The following is a 24,798-nucleotide window of genomic DNA, read 5'->3' on the forward strand; positions in this document are numbered from 1 at the left end:
CGGGACGGGCCGGGGTCAGAACTGCACGGAGTCGCGGCGCATGACCCGGCGGACGAGGACGACGAGCACGCCGACCAGGGCGAGCATCACCACGGCACTGGCGGCGGCCGAGCCGTAGCGGGGGACGCCGCCGGAGGCGAACGCCTCGCCGTAGGTGTAGAGGGCGGTGTTCCAGACGCCGGTGTCGGGCATCTGGCCGGCGGCCCCGGCGAAGGCGTAGATGAACTCGAAGACCTTGACCGCGGAGATGGTCCACAGCACCGCGCACACCCCGACCACGTCCCACATCAGCGGGAGGGTGACGTGCCGGAACTTCTGGAGGGCGTTCGCCCCGGCCAGTTCGCAGTCCTCGTACAGCTCGGGCGGGATCTGGTCGACGGCGGCCATCAGGATGGTGGTGTAGAAGCCGGTCGACGTCCACACCAGCCCGACCATGATCACCGAGAACAGGTGCTCCTGGCCGAGCCAGTTGGGCGGCTCGGACACCCCGGCTGCCCTGGCGACCGCGTTGACCAGGCCGTCGCTCTGGAAGAGGAAGCCCCACAGGATGGCCAGCACCACGCTGGGCACGATGTTGGGGAAGAACAGGATCGACCGGGCGGCTCTGCGGCCCTTCATGTCGCGCAGGAACATCGTCAGCACGAACGAGACCAGGAAGGTCACCGCGCCCACGCCGAGGATGATCCACAGGGTGTTGGCGAAGGCGTGGTGGAAGGTCGGGTCCTGGAACATCCGGCGGTAGTTGTCCAGACCGACGAAGGTCATCGGGCCGGCGCCCGCCCACTCGTTGAGGCTGAGCCACAGCGTGTACAGCGAGGGTCCGGCGAAGAAGACGACGTAGACCAGGACGGCCGGCAGCAGCAGCGGCCAGAACAGCCGGCGGCGGCGGGCGGTCAGGGGGCTCGGCCGGCCCGCCGCTCGGACGGGGGCGGGGCGGCGTCCGGTGCGGGCGCGGCCGGGCGCGGTGACCCGGGCGGTGTCGGTGGCGCTCACGCGGCCGTCTTCCAGTAGCCCGCGGAGTCGTCGGCCAGCTTCGCGGCGAAGGCCTTCGCGGTGAGGCCGCCGGTGAGGAACGTGGTGTTCAGCGGCTGGAACACCTTGGTGTACCACTCGGCCGCGGTCTCCTTCACGCCGTCCAGCGTCTTCACGACCTCGCGGGACTCCAGGGCCTTCTGCGCGTCGGCGAGTTCGGCGGGAGCGGCGATGTCGGCGCGCGGGGTGAGGTTCTTGGCCTGGGTGGAGATGCCCGCCAGGTGTTTCTTGGCGAAGAAGTAGGCGAGGAACTTCTGCGCGGCGGCGGCGTTGCGCGCCTTCTTCGGTATGGAGAAACCGATGAGGGAGATGTCCTGTGAGGCGTCCCCGTCCGAGGCGAACGCCGGGAAGGGGAAGGACCGGTAGGTGAAGTCGGAGCCCGCGAACTCCGCGGTCTCGCTCGGGGTGAAGGTGCCCAGCAGCAGGAAGTCCGACCTGCCCTTGGCCCACTTCTGCTGCACGGCCGGCCACTTGGAGCCGTCGTACCCCTTGGTGAAGTCGCCGCCTGCGACCAGGTCCTCGATCTTCGACAGGGCCGCCACGAAGCCGTCGGCCTTCAGCAGCGCGCCGCTCCGGTCGGTGGCCGCCTTGCCGAACGCGCCGGGGCCGAGGCCGCGCAGGACCGCGTAGTACGTCCAGTAGGCCGTGTAATCGGCGATGTCACCGTCCAGGGCGAGCGGCCCGTCACCGCGCCCGCGGCGCCGGACGGCCAGCAACTCGCTGAAGTCGTCCCAGGTCGCCGGGGGGTTGGCGGCGACGTCGGGCAGGGCGTGACCGTCGTACCAGATCTGGGTGGTGACCACCTCGTACGGCAGTTGCCACAGGACGCCGTCGGTGGTGTTCAGGTCGGTGTACTTCGCCGGGACGACACTGCCGACGGTGTTGCCGCTCTCGCCGTGGATCGCGAGGTCGAGCACGGGGCCGAGGTCGAGGGCCTGGCCGGTGGCGTACAGCTGGGCGTAGGCGAACCGGTCGGAGGAGTCCACCAGGTCGGCCGGGACGTTGGAGGTGTTCAGGGTCGGTGCGAGCTGCTGGACGACCTGGCGGCCCTTCCACTCCACGCTCACCTCGACACCGGTGTCCTCGGTGAACTGGTCGATCGCCGCCCGCAGGACGTCGGCCTGCGGTTCGTCCTGCTTCCACATGGACCAGTAGGTGAACGAGGAGGAGCCGTCCCCGGTGGCCGATGAGCCGTTGCCGCAGCCGGTGGCCAGCCCGGCCGTGGCGGCGAGGGCGGTCCCGAGGACGGAACGCCGGCTGAGGGAACGGGCGACGAGGGGACTCCGGCCGAGGGGCCGGCCGTGCTCCCGGGTGACCGCGGGCGTTCTTTCAGCGAACATGGGCGCGCTCCTGTGGTGGTGGCCGGTGATGGCCTGAAGCGAGAGGAGGAATGACCAAATGATTGGTTCCGGTCCATGCGGCAGTCAACGGGAGTTATCCGTAATGAATTGCGTATGACTCCGCGACCATGCCGGTGCATTCGGAGCGCTCGCGCATCTCTTCACACTCCGGCGCCCAACGCCGCACCGTATTCATATGGTTGAAACAGTTGACTGGGAGACTGCTTCGCGCCAAGGATTTCGGGCGTCTCGACACCCGACACCACCCGTTCGTTCCACCGCTGCCTCCGCCTGCCGCCGAACCCCGGGGAGACCGAAACCCATGGCAAGCCGCGATCCGTCCCGCCCCAACGTCCTGCTGATGCTCTCCGACGATCAGGGACCCTGGGCGCTGGGCTGCGCCGGAAACCATGAGATACGCACCCCGCACCTGGACACCCTGGCCGCGAGCGGCCTGCGCCTGAGCCGGTTCTTCTGCACCTCACCGGTCTGCTCCCCGGCCCGCGCCTCCCTGTTCACCGGCCGGCTCCCCTCCCAGCACGGCGTCCACGACTGGCTGTCGTACCACCACGCCGGCCGTACCGGCCGCGACTTCCTGGCCGGCCAGACCCTCTTCACCGACCTGCTCGCCGACGCCGGCTATCGGCTCGGCCTCAGCGGCAAGTGGCACCTGGGCGCCAACGACCGCCCCCGCAAGGGCTTCGTCCACTGGTACGCCCACGAGAGCGGCGGCGGACCTTACCGGGGCGCGCCCATGTACCGTGACGGCGTCCGCACCGAGGAACCCGCCTACCTCACCGACGCCCTCGCCGCCGACGCGGAACGCTTCCTGGACGCCGAGGCCGACCGCCCCGAACCCTTCCACCTCTCCCTGCACTTCACCGCTCCGCACAAGCCCTGGAAGGGACAGCACCCCCGCGAGTACACGACGCTGTACGAGAACTGCCCGTTCGAAACCTGCCCGCAGGGGCCCCCGCACCCCTGGCAGCCCCTGGACGCCGACGGCTCCCCGGTCGGCGGCGAATCCGACACCCGCCAGGCCCTGATCGGCTATTTCGCCGCGACCACCGCCATGGACGCCGCCATCGGCCGCGTCCTGGACCGCCTCGGCACCCTCGGCCTCACCCGGTCGACCCTGGTGATCTTCACCAGCGACAACGGGTTCAACGCCGGCCACCACGGCATCTGGGGAAAGGGCAACGGCACCTTCCCGCAGAACATGTACGACAGCTCGGTCCTGGTCCCCTTCCTCGCCGCCCAGCCCGGCCGGATCCCCGCCGGCCGCGTCAGCGACGCCCTGCTCTCCCAGTACGACCTGCTGCCCACCCTCCTCGACCACCTCGGCCTGGACCCCCTCGCCCCCGACCCGGCCCGGCCGCCGCTGCCCGGCCGCTCCTTCGCCGGCCTGCTCGACGGCACCGGCGACACCGCCGGCCACGACCGGGTCGTCGTCTACGACGAGTACGGTCCGGTGCGCATGATCCGCACCCGTGACCGGAAGTACGTCCACCGCCACCCGCACGGCCCGCACGAGCTGTACGACCTCATCGCCGACCCCGACGAGGACCGCAACCTCGCCGACGACCCCGAGCACCGCGCCCTGCGCACCGCGCTGGCCGCCCGGCTGGACGAATGGTTCGCCGCCCACGTCGATCCGGCTCTGGACGGCGCCCGCCTCCCGGTCGCCGGCACCGGCCAGCGCACCCCGGTGGGCCCGGGCTCCCTCGCCACCGCCTTCGAGCCGCCACCGGGCGGCTGAACTCGGCGGTCTGCCACCGGAGCGAGCCATGGACCGGACAAGGCGTTCACCGGCCTGCGGGCCCGGGTGCTGGAAGCCGTCGGCCCGTACTCCTGCCCCGGGCCCCGGGGCTACTGCCCGCGGCTGCGGTGGCCGCCGTACTGCCGGTCGGTGACGGGCTCGGCCCACACGGTCTCGGGTGTGTCGTCGCCGGTTGCCTCCCACAGGGCGATGTGTTCCATGAAGCGGTCGGGGGCGGTGCCGTGCCAGTGTTCCTCGCCCGGCGGGCAGCTGACGGTCTCGCCGGGGTGGGCTTCGAAGACGGTGCCGTCGCGGGTGCCGACCAGGGCGATGCCGCAGACCACGTGCAAGGTCTGGCCCACGGCGTGGACGTGCCAGTGGGTGCGGGCGCCCGGGGAGAAGCGGACGAGGTTCGTGGGCTCGTGGGCTCGTGGGCGAGCGTCCGGCACGTGGTGGTGACGGTGGCACGGCCGCGGTGAGCGGCGTCCGGATGCGTGAGCGGCCCGCGCGGACGATGCTGGAGTCATGTCCGGACGCCGTCCCGTGGTGGTGGGCCGGCCGTCGCCGAGCGGCGGGCGGCGGGTTCGCGCGGACGGCGAGATCCTGGGCCTGGCGTACGGCCTGCGGGACGTCGAGGAGTTCCTGCGGCGGGCCGGGCTGGAGAACATCGACGTGACGACGTCGGACCTGATCGAGTGGCGCGGTGGCGGACCCGAGGTGTGGTCGGTCCGCACGTCGTGACGTCACCGCCTGCCGGTCCCAGGAGTCGGTGCCGGACCGCGGTCACAGCAGTCGCTCCGCGAGGTAGCGCTGGAACTGCCACAACGGGCGTTCCAGGTGGGAGAAGCGGCCGTTGGAGGGGGCCGGGTGGGAGGCCAGGCCTCGCTGGACGCCCCGGACGGCCACCAGGTCCTCTTCCTGGATCCGGTCGATCCGAGCGCGTACGCCGGCCAGCCGCTCGGCGAATCCGGGCGTCTCCGGCACTCCGGGCGGGACCATGACCGTGATCCGCGTGTCGTGGGTGGCGGGCCCGGTGGGCAGCCAGCGGATGCTGACCGCGCTGTCCGGCAGGACCGCCAGGACGAACTGCGGGAAGATGCCGGCGATGAGCATCCCCGGCCGCGAACCCCGGCCGGATCGGGTGCGCCGCCCCGAGCCCGTGCCGTCGCGCTCGGGGTGCGACAGCGGCGTGAACATGGTGAACCAGCGGCCGTCGCACTCGTCGACCTCCGTGTCCCGGCCCGGCAGCGCCGGATCCAGGGTCGCCGCGTGCGTACCCATGTGGTGGTAGTTCTCGGAGCCGTTCTCCACCGCGACCTTCCAGTTGGCGGGCACGCCCTCCCAGACCTGGGTATGGACACTCACCCAGTCCGCGATGCCGAGGCTGCCCAGCCGTGGTTCGAGCCCGCGCAGTCCGGGCGCCGCCGGTGCCGCGCCGGGGTCGAGGTTGAGCAGGACGAAGCCGTTCCAGACCTCGACGCGGTGCGCCGGGAGCCGGCAGCCGGCCCGGTCGAAGTCGACCCGCTGCATCAGGGGGGCACCGGCGAGCTGCCCCGCGTACTGGCCGTTCAGCCGGTAGGTCCAGGTGTGATACGGGCAGGTCAGCCGCTTCAGGCAGCCGTGCTCGGGCGCTGTCTCCGGCGGCAGGAGGTCCATGAACCGGTGGCGGCACACCCGGGACAGGGCGTGCAGCTCGCCCTGCTCGTCCCGGGTGATCACCAGTGGGGTGCCGAGGACGTCCAGCCGCAGATAGCTCCCCGGCTGCGGTATCTCCTCGGCCCGTGCCACGCACAGCCACTCCCGCCGGAAGATCCGTTCGGCCTCCCATGCGTACAGTTCGGGCGAGGTGTAGGCGTGGGGCGGCAGCGTCCGGCCTCGTTCGAGGGGGAGCGCGGCCAGACGCCGCAGCTCCGCGAGCGTCTCGCGCAGCACCCCGGGAGCGGCGGACGCGGGGGGCGCGGCGGACGCGGGCACCTCGGCCTCGGTCCGGTGGTGGGTCCGGTGGTGGGGCCGGTGGAGCGTCATGGTGATCAGCCTTCCTTTTCCGGGTTCAGGGGTGGCGAACCGAAGAGGGACAGTGCGTGCCGCCGCCCGTAGCGGCGGCTGTAGGAGACGGTGACGAGGGCGACGGCGCACACCAGCGCCAGCCCCTTCGCGCGGTTGAGCGCCGGAACCGACTCCACCGGAAGCAGCAGCGCGAAGAGCACTCCGGCCCCGCAGTCCAGCAGTTGGGCGGAGCCCCACAGCACCGTCAGCCGGGTCAGTCCGCGGCGCAGCGCCGGTGAGACGCCCCAGGCCGCTTCCCGGGTGCGCGCGGCGGTGGGCCTGTGCCAGGACTGGACGGCCTGGAAGGCGAAGGGCTTCGCCGCGAGGAGCGAGCCCAGCATCCAGAGCCCGGCAGCCGCCGCGAGTCCGGCGTCCTTGACGAGGATGACCCGCGGGCTGCCGGTGAGCAGCGACGTCACGACGCGCACCGCCAGCATGCCGATCATGAACGCCTCGAAACTGTCCACGCGGCGCCGGGTGGCGGCCACGACGGCCATGCGCGCCGCGGGGACCGCCCCGCTGAGCGTCAGCGCCAGCCATTGGCTGACCCCCTGCGACCGCAGGACGTAGAACACGGCCACGGGGAGGACCACGGCGATCAGGAGCGGGGTGGCCGCCGTCCACCGCGTCGGCATGTCGTGTGTTCCGGTTCGACCGTTCGGTGATGCCATACGGAAAACCGTAGGAACCTGCGAAGATCACCGAATCGACGCGAGGCACGATATGCCGGGTACATCCTTGGATGTACCCCCACCTGACCGGCACCGCGCCCGACCGGGAGTCACCGGGCCGGAGCTCGTCCACGGGGAGGGGGCGGGGGAGGGGGCGGGTGAGGCGGCGATCGGTGGCCCCGACCGACGGTGATGGTGCCGCGTGGGGGCAGCTCGGCACCATGGAGGCGTGGCCGGAGCGGTCCTGCCGGTGACCGTCCCGCCATCGTGCGCCTCAGCCGGCGAGGAGTGCCTTCAGCCGGCGAGGAGTCCCCGCGTCGGCTGCCGAGCGTCGGCGCCGGCACTCGGCGGACGCCCGCCCGACCGGCTCCGTCGGGTGCCCGCCGTCGCTCATGAGGCCGGCTCGGTACCCGCTTCCATCGGGACGGCCAGGTCGTCGGCGGTCCGGCCGGTGCGGTCGGCGATCATGGCGGCGAAGGCCGCCTCGGCGAGCGGGCGGTCCCCCTCCGATTCGCGGGCCTCGCCGCGGCTCCGGACGGTTCGCTCGTCGTCTCCGCCGACGGAGACGGCACCGTACTGCGTCTGTCCCCGCCGCACGACGGCGGCTGAGGAGGGGAACGGGCGCTCAGGGCAGTTTCACCGTCACGCAGGCGGGAGCGGTCGGGGAACGGGTGGTGCACTGGCTCTTGCCCTTGTCCCCGCTGTTGGAGACGTTGATCGTGAGGTAGGTGGCGCGCTCCGGCACCGTGAGCGGGATGGTGATCTTCTGGTCCACCTCGCCCATGTCGTCGGGCCGGAGCGAGGCCGCGTAGAGTTCCGTGTCCGACCGGTCGTCGTCCGGCGCGTACAGCGACCGCGCGAACGCGGCCACGTGGTCGTTGCGGTCGACGCCGACCGCGTGGACGGTGAACGTCAGCGACAGGTGGGGTCGCTGCCCCGTCAGGCTCACGCTGGTGACGGTCGGCCTGCCGTTCCCGGCGGCGGCGAGGGTCGCGACGACCAGCGAGGCGACGAGAGCCGCGACGTAGACCGTGCTTCCGATGATCAGAAGCGGCTTCCGGTGGGTGAAGTACGCGTAGAGGCACAGGGCGACGGCGGTGATGGCCAGGGCGGGCGCGACCAGGGTCCACACCGTGTGGTTGTTCAGCGCGACGAACAGCCTGTCGCTGTTCATGCCCAGGGCGGTGAGCAGGCCCGCCAACGCGATGAGCGAGCCCCACAGGGTGTTCGTCACCTCGCCGAAGGGATTCTCGGCCCCCTCGGCCGACGGGGGCGCCTCCTCTTCGGCGGACCGGCCGTCGTCCCTGACCGCGGACCGGCCGTCGTCCCTGACCGCGGGACGGCCCCCCGTCCCGCTTTGCTCCCCCGCAGACATGGTCGACATCCTCGCCTCGGGGCGGCTCCCGCCACAAGAGGCCCGGCCGGGCCCCGTAGAACGCGCTTTCTGGAGAAAGCGCTTACTGCCCTTTAGGGTGAGGCCCGGACGACGCACGCCCCCTACGCCGGAGGACCAGCAGATGACCACGCACAGGCCCTGGCCGCTCGACACTCCGGGCATCGCCTACGGCGGGGACTACAACCCCGAGCAATGGCCCGTGGACGTCCAGGTGGAGGACGTCGAGCTGATGCGCCGGGCCGGCGTGAACCTGGTCAGTGTCGGCATCTTCTCCTGGGCGCGGCTCGAACCCCGGGAGGGCGTGTACGACTTCGGCTGGCTCGACGCCGTGCTGGACCGCCTGCACGCCGCGGGCATCCGGGTCGCGCTCGCCACCGCCACCGCATCCCCGCCGCCCTGGCTGACGCGCGCGCACCCGGAGATCCTGCCCCGCACCGCCGACGGCACCGTCCTCCACCAGGGCAGCCGGCAGTCCTACGCCGTCTCCTCCCCCGTCTTCCGGGAGTACGCGGTCCGGATGACCCGCAAGGTCGCCGAACGCTACCGGGACCATCCCGCGCTCGCGCTGTGGCACGTGGACAACGAACTCGGCTGCCACGTCCCGCACGACCACTCGGACGCCGCGGCGGACGCCTTCCGCGGCTGGCTCGCCCGGCGGCACGGCACCGTCGACGCGCTCAACGCCGCGTGGGGGACGGCCTTCTGGTCACAGCGCTACGACTCCTTCGACGAGGTCCTGCCCCCGCTCGCCGCTCCGACCACCGTCAACCCCACCCAACAGCTCGACTTCGCCCGGTTCTGCTCCGACGAGCACCTCACCCACTACCGGGCCCTGCGCGAGGTGCTGCGCGAGGTCACCCCGCACGTGCCGGCCACCACGAACTTCATGATGACCACCCGGACCAAGTGGCTCGACTACTTCTCCTGGACGGCCGACATGGACGTGGTCGCCAACGACCACTACACCGTCGCGGCCGACCCCGAGGCCCACATCGAGCTCGCGTTCTGCGCCGACCTCAGCCGCGGTGTCGCCGGGGGCGAACCGTGGATGCTCATGGAGCACTCCACCTCGGCCGTCAACTGGCAGCCCCGCAACCGCCCCAAGGGGCCCGGCGAGATGCTGCGCAACTCCCTCGCCCATGTGGCACGCGGCGCCGACGCCGTGATGTTCTTCCAGTGGCGGCAGTCCGCGGCGGGCTCCGAGAAGTACCACTCGGCGATGGTGCCCCACGCCGGACCGGACAGCGACGTCTTCCGCGACACCGTCGAACTCGGCCGCCGACTGGGCGCCCTCGCACCCGTCCGGGGCAGCAGGGTCCGCGCCCGGGCGGCGCTCGTCTTCGACTACCCGTCCTGGTGGGGCAGCGAGCTCGACAGCCACCCCACCGAGGCGCTGCGCTACCCGGACGAGGTCATGCGCTGGTACCGCGCCCTGTGGCGGCGCGGGATCACCGTCGACGTCGTCGGCGCGCAGAGCGACCTCACCGGCTACCGGCTGGTCGTCGTCCCCACCCTCTACACCGTCACCGACCAGGACGCCGCCCGGATCGCCGAAGCGGCGCACGCCGGGGCGTCGGTGCTCATCACCTTCTTCAGCGGCATCACCGACGAGCACGACCACGTACGCCTCGGCGGCTACCCGGGGGCCTTCCGCGAACTGCTCGGCGTGCGGACGGAGGAGTTCTGGCCGCTGCTGGAGAACGAGGCCCCGCTGCTCGACGACGGCGGCCGAGCGGACCTGTGGAGCGAGAAGACCCGTCTCGACGGCGCGCGGGCCGTGCGCACCTGGGCGGAGGGACCGCTCGCCGGACGCCCCGCCGTCACCCGCAACAGCGCCGGCCGGGGCGCCGCCTGGTACGTGGCGACCCGCCTGGACGAGGCCGGCACGGCCGCCGTCCTCGACGCGCTGCTCGCCGAGGCGGGCGTCTCGGCGGAGGTGCCGGGGCTGCCCGCCGGGGTGGAGGCCGTCCGGCGCCACGCCGACGACGGCTCCCGCTTCCTGTTCCTGGTCAACCACACCGACGCCGATGTCCGGGTGGCCGTCACCGGCGAGGACCTGGTGAGCGGCGCGGCCGCCGGGGAGGGCGGGCTCACGCTGCCGGCCGGTGCGGTGGCGGTGATCCGCGAATCCTGAGGCGTGTGCCGCGGCCGCGGTGAGCGCGGGCGAGCGGCGGGGACGCGCCCGGTGCACGAGGGAGACCCGTGCCGGGACGACGTGCCGGCGTCCTCACCGTGGGACGAGCACGGTCGTCGGCGGGTGGACACGCAGTGGCCGGCGCCGCCCGTCGACAGTTGACGGGCAACTCCCTCGGGACGCTCGGACCCGGGACGCTCGGACCCGGGACGCGCGGACCCGGGACGCGCGGTCCGCCCGCGTCGCCCCGCCAGGGGTTGCGCGGGCGGACGTCACCGGCTCAGGCCAGCCGTGCGGACACGATCGTCACCGGCTCGACCGGCACGTCGCCGTGCCCGCCGCGGGACGTGGTGCGCACTCCCTCGATCGCGTCCACCACGTCGCTGCCCGCGACGACCTTGCCGAACACCGCGTAGCCCCAGCCGTCCTGGCCGGGGTGGTTCAGGAAATCGTTGCTGTTGGTGTTGATGAAGAACTGGGCGCTCGCCGAATGCGGGTCCGCCGTCCGTGCCATCGCCACCGTGTACTTGTCGTTGCGCAGGCCGTTGCCCGCCTCGTTCTCCACCCGCCGGGGCGCCGCCTTCTGCTGCATGTCGGCGGTCAGGCCGCCGCCCTGGATCATGAAACGGGGGATCACCCGGTGGAAGACGGTGCCGTCGTAGTGGCCGGCCTTGACGTACTCGACGAAGTTCGCGACCGTCTTCGGCGCCTTGGAGTCGTCGAGCTCCAGGGTGATGTCCCCGGCGGAGGTGTTCAGCAGCACAGTGGTCATTCGGCCATCGTATGTCTCCGGCCCACAGCGGGCGCGGGACGGGGCCGGGGCGTAACTCGATGGCGTACCGGGGCCGTCACCGACGACCATGCGGCGTATGAGCGACCGACCCGCGCGATGGACCCAGTCGACCGTCTACCCCGACATGTGGGCCGATCCGGACGACGACCCCCGCAACAGCGAAGGGCCGAGTCCGGACGGCGAGCTCGCGACACTCCTGGACTTCCTGACGAACTACCGCATGACCCTGCGGATGAAGTGCGAGGGCCTGGACCCGGAGCAACTGGCCCGCCGTTCGGTGCCGCCGTCGACGATGTCCCTGCTCGGCCTGGTCCGGCACCTCGCCGAGGTGGAACGGGACTGGCACAACTGGATCAGCGACGGTGACCCGCTGCCGAAGCTGTACGGCGGGCGTGACGCGGACTTCGACGGAGCGGTCGCCGATCAGGCCGTGGTCGACGCCGCGCTCCGCGATCTGGAGCGTGAGCAGGACGCGACCGACGCCGCGCTGGCCGGGCACCCGGACCTGGGCCGGCGGGTGGGGAGGGAGGGGATCGCGGTCCGGGAGCTGATGGTGCACCGGATCGAGGAGTACGCCCGTCACTGCGGGCACGCCGACCTGCTGCGCGAGTGCGTCGACGGACGGGTGGGCCAGTGACGGGGGCGAGCACGGCGACCGCGGCTCGACCCCCGCACCCCGGGTCCTCCGGGGCACGGGGGTCTCGGCCGGCGGCCGCCCTCGGTGATCAGCGTCCGCGGTCCTGGGCGTGCAGCGCGCGCAGGAGGCCGGTGAGGCGGTCGGCGACGGTTTCCGCCGCGCCGCGCGCGTAGCGGGAGTTCATGGCTTCGTAGGTGATGCGGTCGTAGCCGCCGGAGTCCGCCATGTACTTGGCGGCGCCGTTGACCATGGTCACGACGCAGGTGTGCGGGAAGGGCGAGGCGGCCTTGACGGCGATCCCGGTGGCGGCGTTCAGTTCGGCCTGGAGACCGGTGAACACCGTGTCGCCGATGCGTGCCGCCACGAGGGGTACCGGTGCGGTGCCGTCGGGCTCGAAGGTGTACCGGGTCCTCGGGCGCAGGGTGTGCAGGCCCGCGGGCGGCTTCTGGGCGGGCACCTCGACGACGTCGTGCGTCACCCGCAGCGGGGTGGTGAGCGGTGCGGTGCGGATGCGGGCGGCGGTACGCAGTGCCGTGTCCCCGAGGCGTTCGCCGAGGAGGCCGACCAGGACGTGTCCGTCGTCGCGCACCTCCGTCCGCCGCGGGACGCCGTCCTCGTCGGGCCAGGTGCGGCCGGCGGTCAGGTAGGGCGCCTGGTCTCCGGCGGCGCCGATCAGGAACAGGGCCACGGTGTCGCCGCCGTGGTGTTCCTCGATGCGGCGGGTGGCCGCGCCCGCGAGGTCGGCGCTGACCTGCCGCTCCCCCGCCGCGGTCGTGACGCCGTTCATCACGGAGGACTGGACGGCGTGGTTGACGAGCAGGGCGACGGGCCGGTCGTCGAGGGCGTCGATGCGCAGCACGCCCACACTGTCGTCGGTGAGGCCGGCGTCGTCGGCGCCCAGCCACCAGCCGTGCGGGGTGGGCACGTCCCGCTGGACGCCGACGCGGCAGGTCCCGCGGCCGAATCCGAGGCGGGCCGGGCGCAGGGTGCGCACCGCCCGTCCGGCGGCCCGGGTCACCGCGTCGTCGACGGCGGCGGCCAGGCGGGCGTTGCGGCCGGTCTCGTCCGCCGGGGTGCGGCCGAGCGGAAGGACGTGCGGCGCGGAGAACGTGTGGCTGGCCACGACCAGACAGTGGCTCGGGTCGACCCCGGCGGTACGCCTCAGGATCTCCCGGGTGCGGTCCACCTGCTCCTCGCCGATCGACGTCTGGTCGATCACCACCAGCGCCAGCCGGGTCCGTCCGTCGTCCAGGACGAGCGCTCGCGCGTGCAGGGGGTCGTGCACGCCGGTGAATCCGTCGACGGGGAGTATTCCGTCCGTGAGGTCGACGGCCGCCCGGCCGGCGCCCGCGGTGAAGGTGTCGTCGAGCGGGGTCATCGTGCGTCCTCGGCGGGGCGGGGGGCGGGCCGGCCGGTGATCATGTCCACCAGGTTGTCGACGATGGCGTCCTCGGCGTATCCGCGCCGGACGGGGCAGCCGTTGACGGAGTGGACGGGCCGGTCGAAGCGGGCGTCGTCGGCGAGGTATCCGATGCGGTCGTTGGCGAGGGAGACGAGCAGGGTGCGGGCCAGCGGCGACCGGTCGCGCAGCCGTCGGCAGATCTCGGTGACGACCTCGCCGGAGACGCCGGTGACGGCCACGTCGCCGAGGCGGATCAGGGACAGGCGCAGCGGCACCGTGCCGGAGCCGTCCTGGCGCATGGTCTCCATGACGTCACGGCCCGGCTTGACGGGACAGAGCACGGTCCGCTGCCGTGCGTCGAGGCGGACGTCCGCCGACGTGCGGATGCCGTCCGCCACGCGCAGCGCCTCGGCACCGACGATCAGGCCCTGGGCTTCCATGGCGGCGTAGGCCCGAGCCGTGCGGCGCTCGTCGGGGACGGTCCCGAAGGGGACGCCGAGGTCGATCCGCGGTGCCTGGTCTCCGAGGGGGCCGGGGGTCCACAGGGCCACGGCGCCACCACCGGCCCGCTCGTCGTGGAGTACGTCCTCGATGTGCCGGCAGGCGGCTCCGGCCAGGTCGCCGCTGACCTCGGAGGTGCCGAAGACCACGGTGGAGTGGACGGCGTAGTTGACCACCAGGGCGATCGGCGCACCGTCGAGGTCCTCGAACCTCAGCACCCACAGGGTCTTGTCCGACGGGCCGTCGGGGTTGTGGCCGAGCGTCCAGTGTCCGTCTCGGTGGAGTTCGCGGTTGACGTTGACGTCGGCGGTGCCCGTGCCCGCGCCGAACCGCGCCGGCCGGGCGGTGTCCCGGGCCCGGCGGAGCGCGGTGACGATCCGGTCGTAGACGACCTCGGTGTAGGCGAACGACTCCGGTCCGCCCGCGTGGGCGAGCGCGCCGGGCGAGACGTCGGCGATGCGGGGGGCGTTGTGGGTGTGCGTCGCGGTGACGACGACGTGGTCGGCGGGGATGCCCAGCTCGCGTTCGATCCGCTCGCGCAGGGGGGTGACGTCGCCGGCCTCGATCAGGTCCAGGGAGACGAGCGCCGCCTCGGTGTCCCCGTCGCTGAGGTGGAGCGCGCGCAGGAAGAGCGGGTCGTGCACGCCGGTGAAGTCGCCGGGCATGGGGTGCAGACCGGTCAGGTCCACGGGGGTGATGTCCGCCTTGGCGACGCCCACCCGCAGCCCCGCGCCGGGCGGTGCGCCGGGGGGCGTGGCGGTGGTGGACGGGGAGGGCTCCAGGGGTGCCGGGTTCTCCTGGTGCGAGGGTTCCGGGGTGGCCGGACTCTTCTGGTGCGAGGGTTCCGGGGTGGCCGGACTCTTCTGGTGCAAGGGTCTCTCCTGGTGGGCGTGGGGGTGGCGCGGCACGGGCGGGCCGGATGGCCGACCCCGTGCCGGGGTCGGCACGGGGTCAGACGGTGCCGGAGGTCACGGGCGCATCGGGATGGTGGGGTCCGGCGTCGGCCACGTCGGCCGCGTCGGCCGCGTCGTCCCCGTGGGCACCGCGCAGTCCGTGCCGGGGCAGGCGCGGCAGCCACAGCAACCCGATCACGGTGGCCACGGCGCCCAGGGCGATGAGGATGCCCATGAACAGGGCCGGCCGCTCCTGCACGAGCGTGGGGGTGAACAGACCGAAGACTGCCATGACGTAGCGGGCGGCGCCGAAGGTGAGGCCCTGGGCGGTGCTGCGGATGCGCGTCGGGAAGATCTCCTGGCTCCACACCTTGTACAGGCCTTCTCCGGCCCAGGTTCCCGCAACGGTGTTGGCGGCGAACAGCACCACCAGGGAGGCGAGCGAGAAGCCACCCAGGAGGGCGACGAGCGGGCCGGCGGCCAGGGAGACGAGGCCGATGACGAGCAGGACGCGACGGACCGGGGAGTCCGCCAGGCGCTGGAACAGCAGGGCGACCGCGAGACCGACGACCATGGTGCCCCAGCCGATCAGGCTGAAGACCTGAACGGTCGAACCGCCCAGGTGCACCACGAGGAAGGCTCCGAACTGGCCGACGGTGTTGGGCATGATGCCGCTGATCACGAAGTACAGGCCGGTGGCGAGGAGACCGACGCCGTACGGCTTGCGGAAGACCTCCCGCAGGTCGCCGCGTCCGACGGAGGCGGCGCGGGTGCGCTGCCAGTCGGCCGACTCGGCCACGCCGCGGCGCAGGATCCACACGACGACGGCGACGACGAGCAGGTGCGCGAACATGATCCGGGCGCCGGTCGCGCCGAGGTCCGCGACGAAGAACCCGAGTATCTGGACGACGGCGACGCCCGCCAGCCACAGCGTCTGCGCGTAGGCGACCGTACTGCTCTGCCGCCCGTCGGCGGCCTCCTCCGCCATCAGCGCCAGCGAGGTGGGCACGTCGGCACCCATCGCGAGGCCCGTGACGATCACGCCGATGAACAGGGTGACCCGGTCGGGCGCGCAGAGGACCGTCACGACGCCGGCCGCGTAGACGACGAGGTCGACGGCGTACACCGTGCGGCGGCCGAGGACGTCGCCGAGGCGGCCGCCGACGACCGCGCCGGTGGCGAACATGAACATCAGGACGGAGTTGAGCGCGCCGACCGACCAGGTGCTCAGGGCGAACTGCCGCTGGAGGATGACCGACGTCATGCCGACGGTGACGATGGTCGCGCCGTCGAGGTAGGAGGCCATGCCGCCGAGGGTGGCGGTGTACCAGGGGCGCGAACGGGGTGCGGTTTCGGACACGGCGATGTGCCTCTTTTCGGGTGTCTGCGGCCACCGGCGCGTCATGGAGCGCGCCATAGGCGTGGCGGGGCGTGGGGACGACCGGCGGGCGGGCGGCCGGCGGGGGACCGGCGGGGGACCGGATGCGGTCGGCGGGGCGGACGGGGCCGTGACGGCGGCCGGGATGCGGCGCTGCCCTGTCCGGAGCGGCCGGGCTCGGGGTACGACGGTGGCCGGAGGGACCTGGGCCCGGGGAACGGCGGTGGCCGGAGGGGCGGACGGTGGCGGGCGGTGGCGGGCGGTGACGCCGGAGTCAGCGGGAGCTGGGCGTCCGTCGTCCGGGCGGGAAGGCGGTCACGTCGGGGAAGGGCGGCGTGGCGTCCGGCGGCAGGTCCACCTGGAAGACGTTGAGGAGGAGGGCGAGGGCGGCGAAGGTGCCGAGGGAGACGGTCAGGTCGACCAGCGCCGCCTCGCCGAACTCCCCGTGTGCGGCGGCGTACGTGTCGTCGTCGACGAAGTGGCGGGTGAGCGCCTGGTGGACGAAGCGGTGCAGGAGCCGCTCGTCCCGGGGGACGAAGCCGGGGTCCTCACCGCGCGCCAGTCTGTCCAGCGCCGCCGGGTCCAGGCCCGCGGCTCGGCCCTTCTCGACGTGTGCGAGCCAGGAGTGCTGCGCGTCGAGGAGCCGGGCCACCGTCAGCAGGGTGAGCTCGCGCAGTCGCGGTGGCAGCGCCGACTCCGCCAGGCACGAGGTGCTGAGCCGCTCCAGCGGGTCGCCCAGCGCGGGGCTTCTCAGCAGGACCTCGAAGGGGCCGTGGACACCGCCGCGCTGTCGCAGGAGTCGTGCCCGCAGATGCGCCTGCTCGGCGCTTTCGTCCCGCAGGGGTGTGAGTCGCATGGAGTCTCCTCGCCTCGCCGAGGACCGCCACGGGTGTGGAACGGCCCGTAGGAAACCTGGCCGAGATCGACCGGCGATGTCCATGCCGTGAACGCGGTGCAGCGGAGAGCCTTACGTTGCTCGTCGCGAGGTCGCGCGGACACGTTCTTCCGGGTGGCGGGAGATAAGGTGTCGCCCCCGCGGCGGCTCAGACGCCGAGGATGTCCGCCATCCGTTCCTGTGACACGGCGTGGTGCCAGGCGGCCTCGCGCACCTGGACGTACCGCAGCACCTCGGCGGGGCTCGTGACGATCTCGACGCCGGCCGTGTCGTCCGTGTCGTCGAAGCGGAAGAGGGCGACGGTACGCGCGTCGAAGATCCAGAAGTCCTCGCGGGGCAGCTCCAGCTCGTCCGCCCGGGCACGGGTGAGGAACCGCACGTCCTCTCCTGCCGCGGCGATGTGCGGGCTGTTCTGGAGCAACAGGTACAACTGGCATTCGGTGTACGGCTCGTCGATGACGCGCACGCGCTGGAACGACTTGCCGAGGGCGGTCTGCTCGCGGCGGTTGCGGCACCACGCGCTCTGGAGGTCCCAGTGCACGTGCCGTCCGGTGACGAACGCCGTGTACTCGGGCCTGCGTTCGTGCCAGGCGTAACGGCTCCTGCTCTCGAGACGCCAGGCGCTGTGCAGCAGCGTGCTGAACATCCGCTCGAGCGTCGCGGGCGAGGTGCCGCGGCCCTGGTGTGCGCTCCGGGCGGCGGGCGAGTCGGCGGCGGGCGCGGGGCGTGCCGGAGCCTGCCGGGGGCCGGCGTCCGCGCCGGGGTGGCGCTCCGCCAGCTTCGCCAGGAGGTGCGCGTACGCCTCCCGTTCGGGCTGCCGGGGCTCCGCCTTGCCCGACTCCCAGGCACTGACGGTCGCCCGCCGGACGTTCATCGCGTGCGCGAGCTGCTCCTGGGTGAGGCCGTGCGCCTCGCGCAGACGTTTCCGTTCCGTCGGCACGGGCAACGGCGACGCGGACTCCAGGAGGGCGTCGACTGCGGACAGCAGCCGCGACCGCTTCGTACCCTCGGCCATGGGTCACCTCCTCGGCGAGGCCGTGTGCGAGCGTACGGTACAACAGGCCGGAAGCGTACGGAAACCGTACGCGCACGCGGCCTCGGGCGGACGCGTCGCACCGGCGACGCAGGGGCGCGCCCGTCCGAGGCCGAAGGGAACGGTGCGCCGGCCGCCTCGGCCGGGGGGTGCGCCGGTCGCCTCCGCCGAAGCGGAACTGGCCTCGCCCGCCTCGCCGAGGTAGTGGAATATTCAACGACAGGGCGTGGGTTGTCGGCCCCGAAGGAGGCACGGAGAGTGGACACGACCTACGAGGCGGCGTTCGACACCGCCTACTACGGCCACGGAACGCCGGCCGAGCGCTGGGAGCGCGCGCGGCTGTTCTTCGACGCGCGCGACTACGCCGCTGCGGCACGGGTGCTGACGGGGCTGGTCGAGGAGGTGCCGGAGCAGACCGGACCGCGGCTGCTGCTGGCCCGCTCCTACTACCACTCCGCGCAACTGCGCCGCGCCGAGGACGAGTTGCGGATCATCGTGGAGCGCGACCCGGTGGAGCACTACGCCCGGCTGATGCTGGGCCGCACCCTGGAGCGGCAGGGCCGGCACGAGGAGGCGGGAACGCACCTGCGCATCGCCTCGGCGCTGGCCGGGGACTTCCCGGAGATCTGACCCGACGGGACGCGGCCCGGCGGTGGACACACCGCCGGGCCGCCGCCGTGCGGGCGCGGGCGCTCAGACGGACGCCCGGCGCCCCCTGCGGTGCGCGACCTCCCCGAGGACGACGTCCACGACGAGGAACGCGGCGAGCGGGATACCGAGGAGCGGCACGAAGTAGCCGGTGACGGCGATCACCGCCATCAGCGGGACGAGGACGTACGGCGGCACCTGCGCCCACGCACCGCGCGGGATCGGCCGCCCGAAGGCGGAGCCGCGGCCGCGCTGCCACCACATGCGGTAGCCCCACAGGATCAGCAGCACCAGCGCGAGCGCCAGCAGCATCAGCGCGAGCTGGTTGACCAGGCCGAACAGCACGCCGGTGTGCAGGTCGATGCCCCAGCGGGTCAGCTTGGCGAGCAGGGGGTAGTCGGCGAACCGCACCACGTCGGTGACCTCGCCCGAGGCCGGGTCGACCGCGACCGCGTCCTGCTTCGTGGGCCAGGCGCGCTGCACCTGCTTGACGACGTACGCCGACTCCGCGTCCGCGGGCGGCACGATCTCCACCGGGTCGCCCAGGCCCTCGGCACGGGCGGCGGCCAGGACCTTGTCGAGCCCGACGCCGTGCTCGCCGTTCCCGCCGGCGCCGGAGGCCGTGTCATGACCGGCGTGCTCGCCGCCGCTCGCCGCCGCCGAGACCGACGGCGTGGCACCGCCGAGCGAGGTGCGCAGCTCGTCGATGCTCGTGCCCGCGTACTGCGACCAGGTCAGGCCGGTCGCGGACAGGAAGAAGAAGCCGGCCGCCGCCCACACGCCGACCGTGCCGTGCAGTCCGAGGGTGCGGCGCCGCCCGGTGGTGCCGCGCACCGTACGCAGGGCGCGGCGGCGGGAGAACCACAGGACCACGCCGCCGCCCGCGATGACCCACAGCCAGCTCGCGGCGAACTCGCTGTAGAGCCGGCCGTTCTCACCGAGGTGCAGGTCGCGGTGGAACTCGTCGATCCAGGTCCGCAGCGGCAGCGCGCCGGTCGAGCCGTACTGCTCCAGGCCGCCGCGCACCTCGCCGGTGTACGGGTCGACGAACACGGCGAAGGTGTGGGTGGCGTCCACGCCCTCGACGCCGGACAGCATGACGCGGGTCGTGGCGCCGTCCTCCGGGGAGGGCCGCACGGCCGCGACCGTGCCCTCGGGGTACGCCTCGCGGGCCGCGGCCACCTGCTCCGACACCGGCAGCTCGGTGTCGCCGGCCGGCACGGTCAGCTCGTGCGCGTAGACGATCCTCTCGGCCTGGAAGGCCGCCGCGTACAGGAAGCCGGTGAGGGCGGCGACGAGCAGGAACGGCGCGACGAACACGCCCGCGTAGAAGTGCAGGCGCAGCACCAGGGGGCGCAGCGGGGCCCATGGGCCGCGGGACGCCGGCGCGGGTGCCGCGGGGGGCGGGGCCTCGTCCGCGGTGGCGGAGGGAGCGATGGACATCGGCGGGCTTCTCCCGGGTCGGTGGGGACGGCACGTCGGCTCTTCAGCCGTGACGGTCCAGTAGTCGGAGCGGGATCCCGCCGAGTTCCCGCCCTTTCGAGTGACCCGCGTCACATACGCATGGGGCGTGACATGCTGGCCCGATGCCATCCCCCCGTTCCCACGCCCCCCTTGCCGAGCGGATCGAGGAACTCCTCGCCCCCGGCGGCCCGTTGCCGATCGTCGCGGCGGGCGACCCGGTCCTGCGCGCCGGCACCGAGCGCTACGACGGTCAGCTCGGCCCCGCGCTGCTGGCCCGCTTCGTCGAGGCGCTGCGCGTCACCATGCACGCGGCGCCCGGTGTGGGCCTGGCCGCGCCGCAGGTCGGGGTGGGGCTGCGGATCGCGGTGATCGAGGACCCGGCGCCGGTGCCCGAGGAGGTGCGGGTGGCCCGGGGCAGGGTGCCGCAGCCGTTCCGGGTCCTGGTCAACCCGTCGTACCGGCCCGTGGGCGACGCCCGGGCGGCGTTCTTCGAGGGGTGCCTGAGCGTGCCGGGCTGGCAGGCGGTGGTGGCCCGGCACGCCGAGGTGCGGCTGACGGGCGAGGACGAGCGGGGCCACCCGCTGGACGAGGTGTTCACGGGCTGGCCCGCCCGGATCGTCCAGCACGAGACGGACCACCTCGACGGCGTGCTCTACCTGGATCGGGCCGAACCGCGCTCGCTGTCCGCCAACGCCACCGTGCTGGAGCGGTGGGCGCAGCCGACGCCGGAGGAGGCCGCGCGGGCGCTGGGCTTCGAGCTGCCCTGACCGGGGCCTTTGCGCCGGAGCCGGACGGGCGGCGGGTCAGTTGTCCCGGTACGCCTCCAGCAGCCGCAGCCACACCTCGCTGATCGTCGGGTAGGACGGGACGGCGTGCCACAGACGGGCCAGCGGTACCTGTCCCGCGACGGCGACGGTCGCCGAGTGCAGGAGCTCGCCGACGCCCGGCCCGACGAAGGTGACGCCGCGCAGGGTCTCGTCCTCCAGGTCGACGACCATCCGGGCACGGCCCTTGTAGCCCTCGCCGTACAGGCCCGCCCCGGCCACGGAGGAGAGGTCGACGTCGACGGCGCGGACGCGGTACCCGGCCTGTTCCGCCTCCGCCAGGGAGAGGCCGACGGCGGCCGCCTCGGGGTCGGTGAACACGACCTGCGGGACCGCGTGGTGGTCCGCGGTGGCCGCGTGGGCGCCCCACGGGCCGGAGTCCGGGTGCGCCGTGCCCGAGGCGCGGGCCGCGATGGCGGCGCCCGCGATCCGGGCCTGGTACTTGCCCTGGTGGGTGAGGAGGGCACGGTGGTTGACGTCGCCGACGGCGTAGAGCCAGTTACTGCCGGTGACGCGCAGGCTGTCGTCGACGGTGAGCCAGGAGCCCGGTTCCAGGCCGACGGTGTCGAGGCCTATGTCGTCGGTGCGCGGGGCGCGGCCGGTGGCGAAGAGGATCTCGTCGGCCTCGATGCGGTCGCCCGCGTCGGTGACGGCGACGACGGTGCCGTCCGAGCGGGTCACCGACGTCACGGAGGTACCCGTGCGCACGTCGGCACCGGCCTCGGCGAGCGCCTCGGCGACCAGTTCCCCGGCGAACGGCTCCATGCGGTTGAGCAGGCCCTTGCCCCGCACCAGCAGGGTCACCCGGGCGCCGAGGGCCTGCCAGGCGGTGGCCATCTCGGTGGCGACCACTCCCCCGCCGACCACGACGAGCCGGCCCGGGACGGACCGGGCGCTGGTCGCCTCCCGGCTCGTCCACGGCCCGACCTCGGCGAGGCCCGGCAGGTCGGGCAGGACGGCGCGGCTGCCGGTGCAGACGGCGACGGCGTGCCGGGCGGTCAGGACCGTGTCGCCCACGGTCACGGTGCGGGGGCCGGTCAGGCGGCCGTGACCGCGGTACAGGTCGGCGCCGATGCCGTCCAGCCAGCCGACCTGACCGTCGTCGTGCCAGTGCGAGGTGTAGTAGTCGCGGTGGGCGAGGACCGCGGCGGCGTCGAGGGGGCCCTGCACCGCCTGGCGCAGACCGGGCAGGCGGCGGGCGTCGGCCCGGGCGATGACCGGGCGCAGCAGGGCCTTGCTGGGCATGCAGGCCCAGTACGAGCACTCGCCGCCGACCAGCTCGCTCTCCACGACCGCGGTGGTGAGGCCGGCCGCGCGGGTGCGGTCGGCCACGTTCTCCCCCACGGGCCCGGCCCCGAGCACCACGACGTCGTACACGATGGATTCCGTTTCCGTCATGGGGTCAGTCTGGTGGGTGGTGTGCGGGGTGGCCACACGGGTAGGGGCGCGGAATACGCGACCGGCCGGCCGTGTTGTGCGGACGGCTTCACCCCATGTCAGGACGCGCCTGGCAGGAAGCACCGGGAAGAGGGTTCACGCCATGAGCAGCACCGTGGAGCTCACCAAGGAGAACTTCGACCAGACGGTCACCGACAACGACTTCGTCCTGATCGACTTCTGGGCGTCCTGGTGCGGGCCGTGCCGTCAGTTCGCCCCGGTCTACGACAAGGCCGCCGAGGAGAACCCGGACCTGGTGTTCGGCAAGGTGGACACCGAGGCGCAGCCGGAGCTGGCCGCGGCCTTCGGCATCCAGTCCATCCCCACGCTGATGATCGTCCGTGACCGCGTCGCCGTGTTCGCGCAGCCGGGCGCCCTGCCGGAGGCCGCCCTGGCGGACGTCATCGGGCAGGCCCGCAAGCTGGACATGGACGAGGTGCGCAAGTCGATCGAGGAGGAGCAGCAGGCCGGTCAGGGCTCCCGGGCCGCCGCCCAGGGCGAGTGACCACCCGGGGCGAACGGGCCCCGGGGGGCCGCCCCCCAGGTGTGCCGGCGGGCAGATCCCCTGGGTGTGCCGGCGGGCAGACCGTGGACGGGTGGCGGGCCGGTGGCGGGCGGACCGTGGACGGGGGCTGGGCCTGAGGCCTGCCTCCCGGTCCCTCAGGTGGAGTCGCGTTGCACCACCGTGGCCTCGAGGAGTTCGTGCGACTCGGGTTCGGCGCCGGGGGTGCGGACGGCCCGGTCGACCAGGCCCGCGAGGTCGCGGCCGGAGGGCAGGGCGATCCGGACGGTGCTCAGCCGCGGGCGCAGCAGCCGGCCCAGCATCAGGTCGTCCGCGCCGATGACGGCCGTGTCCTCGGGGATGCGCACGCCCGCGTCCTGGAGGGCGCGCATCAGCAGCATCGCGTACTCGTCGTTGTAGGCGACGACCGCGTCCAGGCCGAGGCCGGACCAGCGGGCGGCGAGGGCCGCCGCGGACTCCTCCGTGTGGGCGAGGGGCAGTTCGGTGACGGTGGCGTCGGTGCCGCGCAGGGCCGCGCGGGCGCCGGCCAGGCGGGGGGCGGAGAACACCTCCAGTCCCGGGTCCTCGGGGACGACGACCCCGATGCGGCGGCGGCCGCGCGCGTACAGGTGGCCGGCGGCGCTGCGGCCGACGCCCGCGTGGTCCAGGAGCAGGGCGTGGGCGCCGCGGACGGGTTCGGAGGAGAGGGTCACCACGGCCCGCGCACCGGAGCGTTTGAGCACGGCGACGCCCTGCGGTCCGAGCCCGGGTCCCGGCACCAGCACGGCCACCGGCCGCAGTTCGGCCCAGGCGCGGGCGGCGTCGTCGCCCAACGGGCCACAGGCGCCGTACTGGACGACGGTGTAGTCGAGGCGGCTGAGCGCGCCCTGGAAGTCGTGCACGAACTGGGTGTAGAGGGGTCCCGCCGGAGCGGGCGGGGTGGGCATCAGGACCATACGGCTGTGTCCGCTGCGCAGGCTGCGGGCGGCGGCGTGCGGGACGTAGCCGAGGTCCTTGGCGGCCTGGCGTACCCGGCGGCGCGTGGGTTCGCTGATGCGGACGGCGCTGGTGTTGTTCAGCACGTAGGAGACGGTCGCGCGCGAGACGCCGGCCAGGCGGGCCACGTCGGCGCTCGTGGGCACGGAGTGCGGCGCCGACGACGGTGTCGGCGCGGGCGGATTCGGTATCTGCACCATGACGTACGGCATCTTGGCAGAAGCCCGGCCGGGGCCGCCCGCCGGGGCCGGGCCGTGCAGGAACGCGCTGGTGGGCGGACTCCCCCTGCCCGTACGGGATATGAGTGGTCGTCAGGCTTTCTTGACCCGCTCGACCAGGTCGCACCAGGCCGCCTCCAGCCGGGCGAGCGGCAGGTCGCACTGCCGGGTCAGATGGTGGATCAGGACGGGGTCGAGGTGGCCCATGAGCGTGTGGGCGAGCAGCTCGGCGTCCGCGTCCGGTGCCGCCTCGCGCAGCAGCAGCGCGACATGGCCGTGATGGAGGCGGCGGACCGGCACGAGGAAGCGGCGGTGCGCGCCGGGTTCGGCCGCCAGCTGGAGGTCCAGTTCGCCGACGGTGCGCCGGAGCATCGCGGTGCCGAACGCCCGGAGCCGCGCCACGGGCGGCGCGCCGGGGCCGAGCGGCGGGGGGCCGCCGAGGAAGGCCGCCTGGAACTTGCGCTCCGAGTGGTCCAGCAGCGCCATGAGCAGACCGGTGCGGTCGCCGAAGCGGCGGAAGACCGTGCCCTTGCCGACGTCGGCAGCGGCGGCCACCGCCTCCATGGTGACGGCGCCCACGCCGTGCTCGGCGATCAGGCGGGCGGCGGCGTCGAGCAGCCTGGCCCGGTTGCGGGCGGCGTCGGCACGCAGGCACGGCTCGTCTGCGGCCGGCCCGAGCTGGAGCAGCCGGGGCTCGCCGAAGGTCTCCTCGGGCCCGTCGAAGGGCGGCAGGACGGCGGACATGAAGACAGCGTAAAGCACCGGGAATGAAACTGGACCCCGGTCCGCTTACAGTGAT

At 73.4% G+C, this 24,798-nt stretch carries 24 protein-coding genes; 7 read left to right on the plus strand and 17 right to left on the minus strand.

Annotation, left to right across the window (positions count from 1 at the left end):
* Positions 1-15: 15 nt before the first annotated feature.
* Positions 16-993: a carbohydrate ABC transporter permease gene (locus tag ACIP67_RS27750; RefSeq protein WP_401695573.1), complete on the minus strand. Its 978-nt coding sequence runs from the start codon at positions 991-993 to the stop codon at positions 16-18.
* A complete protein-coding gene (locus tag ACIP67_RS27755) occupies positions 990-2,372 on the minus strand; it encodes an ABC transporter substrate-binding protein (protein WP_401695574.1) in 1,383 nt (460 codons plus the stop codon). Before ACIP67_RS27755 ends, ACIP67_RS27750 begins: the two co-directional genes overlap by 4 nt.
* Positions 2,373-2,694: 322 nt before the next feature.
* Between ACIP67_RS27755 and ACIP67_RS27760 the strand changes: the two genes are divergently transcribed.
* The gene (locus tag ACIP67_RS27760) at positions 2,695-4,131 is read left to right on the plus strand and encodes a sulfatase-like hydrolase/transferase (RefSeq protein WP_401695575.1); all 1,437 of its coding nucleotides are present in this window, start codon (positions 2,695-2,697) and stop codon (positions 4,129-4,131) included.
* Positions 4,132-4,241: 110 nt separating this feature from the next.
* On the opposite strand, the gene ACIP67_RS27765 is transcribed toward ACIP67_RS27760, so the two are convergent.
* Positions 4,242-4,580, minus strand: coding sequence for a cupin domain-containing protein (locus ACIP67_RS27765; RefSeq protein ID WP_401695576.1), 339 nt, complete (start codon positions 4,578-4,580; stop codon positions 4,242-4,244).
* A gap of 76 nt (positions 4,581-4,656) precedes the next feature.
* On the opposite strand from ACIP67_RS27765, the gene ACIP67_RS27770 reads away from it, so the two are divergent.
* Entirely contained in the window at positions 4,657-4,872 is a 216-nt protein-coding gene (locus ACIP67_RS27770; RefSeq protein WP_389518319.1) for a hypothetical protein, read from the plus strand.
* A gap of 42 nt (positions 4,873-4,914) precedes the next feature.
* On the opposite strand, the gene ACIP67_RS27775 is transcribed toward ACIP67_RS27770, so the two are convergent.
* The 4 genes from ACIP67_RS27775 to ACIP67_RS27790 form a co-directional block, all read right to left on the minus strand.
* Positions 4,915-6,156 carry an aromatic ring-hydroxylating dioxygenase subunit alpha gene (locus tag ACIP67_RS27775; RefSeq protein ID WP_401695577.1) on the minus strand — a complete coding sequence of 414 codons (1,242 nt, stop codon included), beginning with the start codon at positions 6,154-6,156 and terminating at the stop codon, positions 4,915-4,917.
* 5 nt (positions 6,157-6,161) lie between these two features.
* Complete coding sequence (locus ACIP67_RS27780; protein ID WP_401695578.1) at positions 6,162-6,848, minus strand: VC0807 family protein; 687 nt, start codon at positions 6,846-6,848, stop codon at positions 6,162-6,164.
* A gap of 390 nt (positions 6,849-7,238) precedes the next feature.
* Positions 7,239-7,445, minus strand: coding sequence for a hypothetical protein (locus ACIP67_RS27785; protein ID WP_401695579.1), 207 nt, complete (start codon positions 7,443-7,445; stop codon positions 7,239-7,241).
* A 28-nt stretch (positions 7,446-7,473) separates the two neighbouring features.
* Entirely contained in the window at positions 7,474-8,223 is a 750-nt protein-coding gene (locus ACIP67_RS27790) for a hypothetical protein (RefSeq protein WP_401695580.1), read from the minus strand.
* Between the two features lie 142 nt (positions 8,224-8,365).
* Between ACIP67_RS27790 and ACIP67_RS27795 the strand changes: the two genes are divergently transcribed.
* Positions 8,366-10,378: a beta-galactosidase gene (locus ACIP67_RS27795; RefSeq protein WP_401695581.1), complete on the plus strand. Its 2,013-nt coding sequence runs from the start codon at positions 8,366-8,368 to the stop codon at positions 10,376-10,378.
* Between the two features lie 280 nt (positions 10,379-10,658).
* On the opposite strand, the gene ACIP67_RS27800 is transcribed toward ACIP67_RS27795, so the two are convergent.
* On the minus strand, positions 10,659-11,150 hold the full coding sequence (locus ACIP67_RS27800) for a peptidylprolyl isomerase (protein WP_401695582.1): 492 nt from the start codon (positions 11,148-11,150) through the stop codon (positions 10,659-10,661).
* A gap of 88 nt (positions 11,151-11,238) precedes the next feature.
* On the opposite strand from ACIP67_RS27800, the gene ACIP67_RS27805 reads away from it, so the two are divergent.
* The gene (locus ACIP67_RS27805; protein WP_401695583.1) at positions 11,239-11,808 is read left to right on the plus strand and encodes a DinB family protein; all 570 of its coding nucleotides are present in this window, start codon (positions 11,239-11,241) and stop codon (positions 11,806-11,808) included.
* Positions 11,809-11,896: 88 nt separating this feature from the next.
* Here ACIP67_RS27805 and ACIP67_RS27810 read toward each other — a convergent pair whose 3' ends face one another.
* From ACIP67_RS27810 to ACIP67_RS27830, 5 genes are all read right to left on the minus strand, one after another.
* Entirely contained in the window at positions 11,897-13,186 is a 1,290-nt protein-coding gene (locus tag ACIP67_RS27810; protein ID WP_401695584.1) for a hypothetical protein, read from the minus strand.
* Positions 13,183-14,583 (minus strand): neutral/alkaline non-lysosomal ceramidase N-terminal domain-containing protein, encoded by a 1,401-nt coding sequence (locus ACIP67_RS27815; RefSeq protein ID WP_401695585.1) that lies wholly within the window; start codon positions 14,581-14,583, stop codon positions 13,183-13,185. The genes ACIP67_RS27810 and ACIP67_RS27815 overlap by 4 nt, the downstream gene beginning before the upstream one ends.
* A gap of 79 nt (positions 14,584-14,662) precedes the next feature.
* On the minus strand, positions 14,663-15,964 hold the full coding sequence (locus ACIP67_RS27820) for an MFS transporter (RefSeq protein ID WP_401695586.1): 1,302 nt from the start codon (positions 15,962-15,964) through the stop codon (positions 14,663-14,665).
* A gap of 292 nt (positions 15,965-16,256) precedes the next feature.
* Complete coding sequence (locus ACIP67_RS27825) at positions 16,257-16,838, minus strand: carboxymuconolactone decarboxylase family protein (protein ID WP_401695587.1); 582 nt, start codon at positions 16,836-16,838, stop codon at positions 16,257-16,259.
* A gap of 187 nt (positions 16,839-17,025) precedes the next feature.
* A complete protein-coding gene (locus ACIP67_RS27830; protein WP_401695588.1) occupies positions 17,026-17,892 on the minus strand; it encodes a helix-turn-helix transcriptional regulator in 867 nt (288 codons plus the stop codon).
* A gap of 276 nt (positions 17,893-18,168) precedes the next feature.
* On the opposite strand from ACIP67_RS27830, the gene ACIP67_RS27835 reads away from it, so the two are divergent.
* Positions 18,169-18,540, plus strand: coding sequence for a tetratricopeptide repeat protein (locus ACIP67_RS27835; RefSeq protein WP_401695589.1), 372 nt, complete (start codon positions 18,169-18,171; stop codon positions 18,538-18,540).
* 63 nt (positions 18,541-18,603) lie between these two features.
* On the opposite strand, the gene ACIP67_RS27840 is transcribed toward ACIP67_RS27835, so the two are convergent.
* Positions 18,604-20,001, minus strand: a complete 1,398-nt coding sequence (locus tag ACIP67_RS27840) for a PepSY-associated TM helix domain-containing protein (RefSeq protein WP_401695590.1) — start codon at positions 19,999-20,001, stop codon at positions 18,604-18,606.
* 143 nt (positions 20,002-20,144) lie between these two features.
* Here ACIP67_RS27840 and ACIP67_RS27845 point away from each other — a divergent pair, with 143 nt between their 5' ends.
* Entirely contained in the window at positions 20,145-20,789 is a 645-nt protein-coding gene (locus tag ACIP67_RS27845) for a peptide deformylase (protein WP_401695591.1), read from the plus strand.
* Positions 20,790-20,825: 36 nt separating this feature from the next.
* Here the strand turns inward: ACIP67_RS27845 and ACIP67_RS27850 are convergent, their stop codons facing one another.
* Complete coding sequence (locus ACIP67_RS27850) at positions 20,826-22,244, minus strand: dihydrolipoyl dehydrogenase family protein (protein WP_401695592.1); 1,419 nt, start codon at positions 22,242-22,244, stop codon at positions 20,826-20,828.
* A 142-nt stretch (positions 22,245-22,386) separates the two neighbouring features.
* Here ACIP67_RS27850 and trxA point away from each other — a divergent pair, with 142 nt between their 5' ends.
* A complete protein-coding gene (gene trxA / locus ACIP67_RS27855) occupies positions 22,387-22,788 on the plus strand; it encodes a thioredoxin (protein WP_401695593.1) in 402 nt (133 codons plus the stop codon).
* A gap of 155 nt (positions 22,789-22,943) precedes the next feature.
* Here the strand turns inward: trxA and ACIP67_RS27860 are convergent, their stop codons facing one another.
* Entirely contained in the window at positions 22,944-23,993 is a 1,050-nt protein-coding gene (locus ACIP67_RS27860; RefSeq protein ID WP_401695594.1) for a LacI family DNA-binding transcriptional regulator, read from the minus strand.
* A gap of 99 nt (positions 23,994-24,092) precedes the next feature.
* Complete coding sequence (locus tag ACIP67_RS27865; RefSeq protein WP_401695595.1) at positions 24,093-24,743, minus strand: TetR/AcrR family transcriptional regulator; 651 nt, start codon at positions 24,741-24,743, stop codon at positions 24,093-24,095.
* Positions 24,744-24,798 lie beyond the last annotated feature (55 nt).

The sequence above is a fragment of the Streptomyces sp. NPDC088812 genome, assembly GCF_044750285.1.
GTDB lineage: Bacteria > Actinomycetota > Actinomycetes > Streptomycetales > Streptomycetaceae > Streptomyces.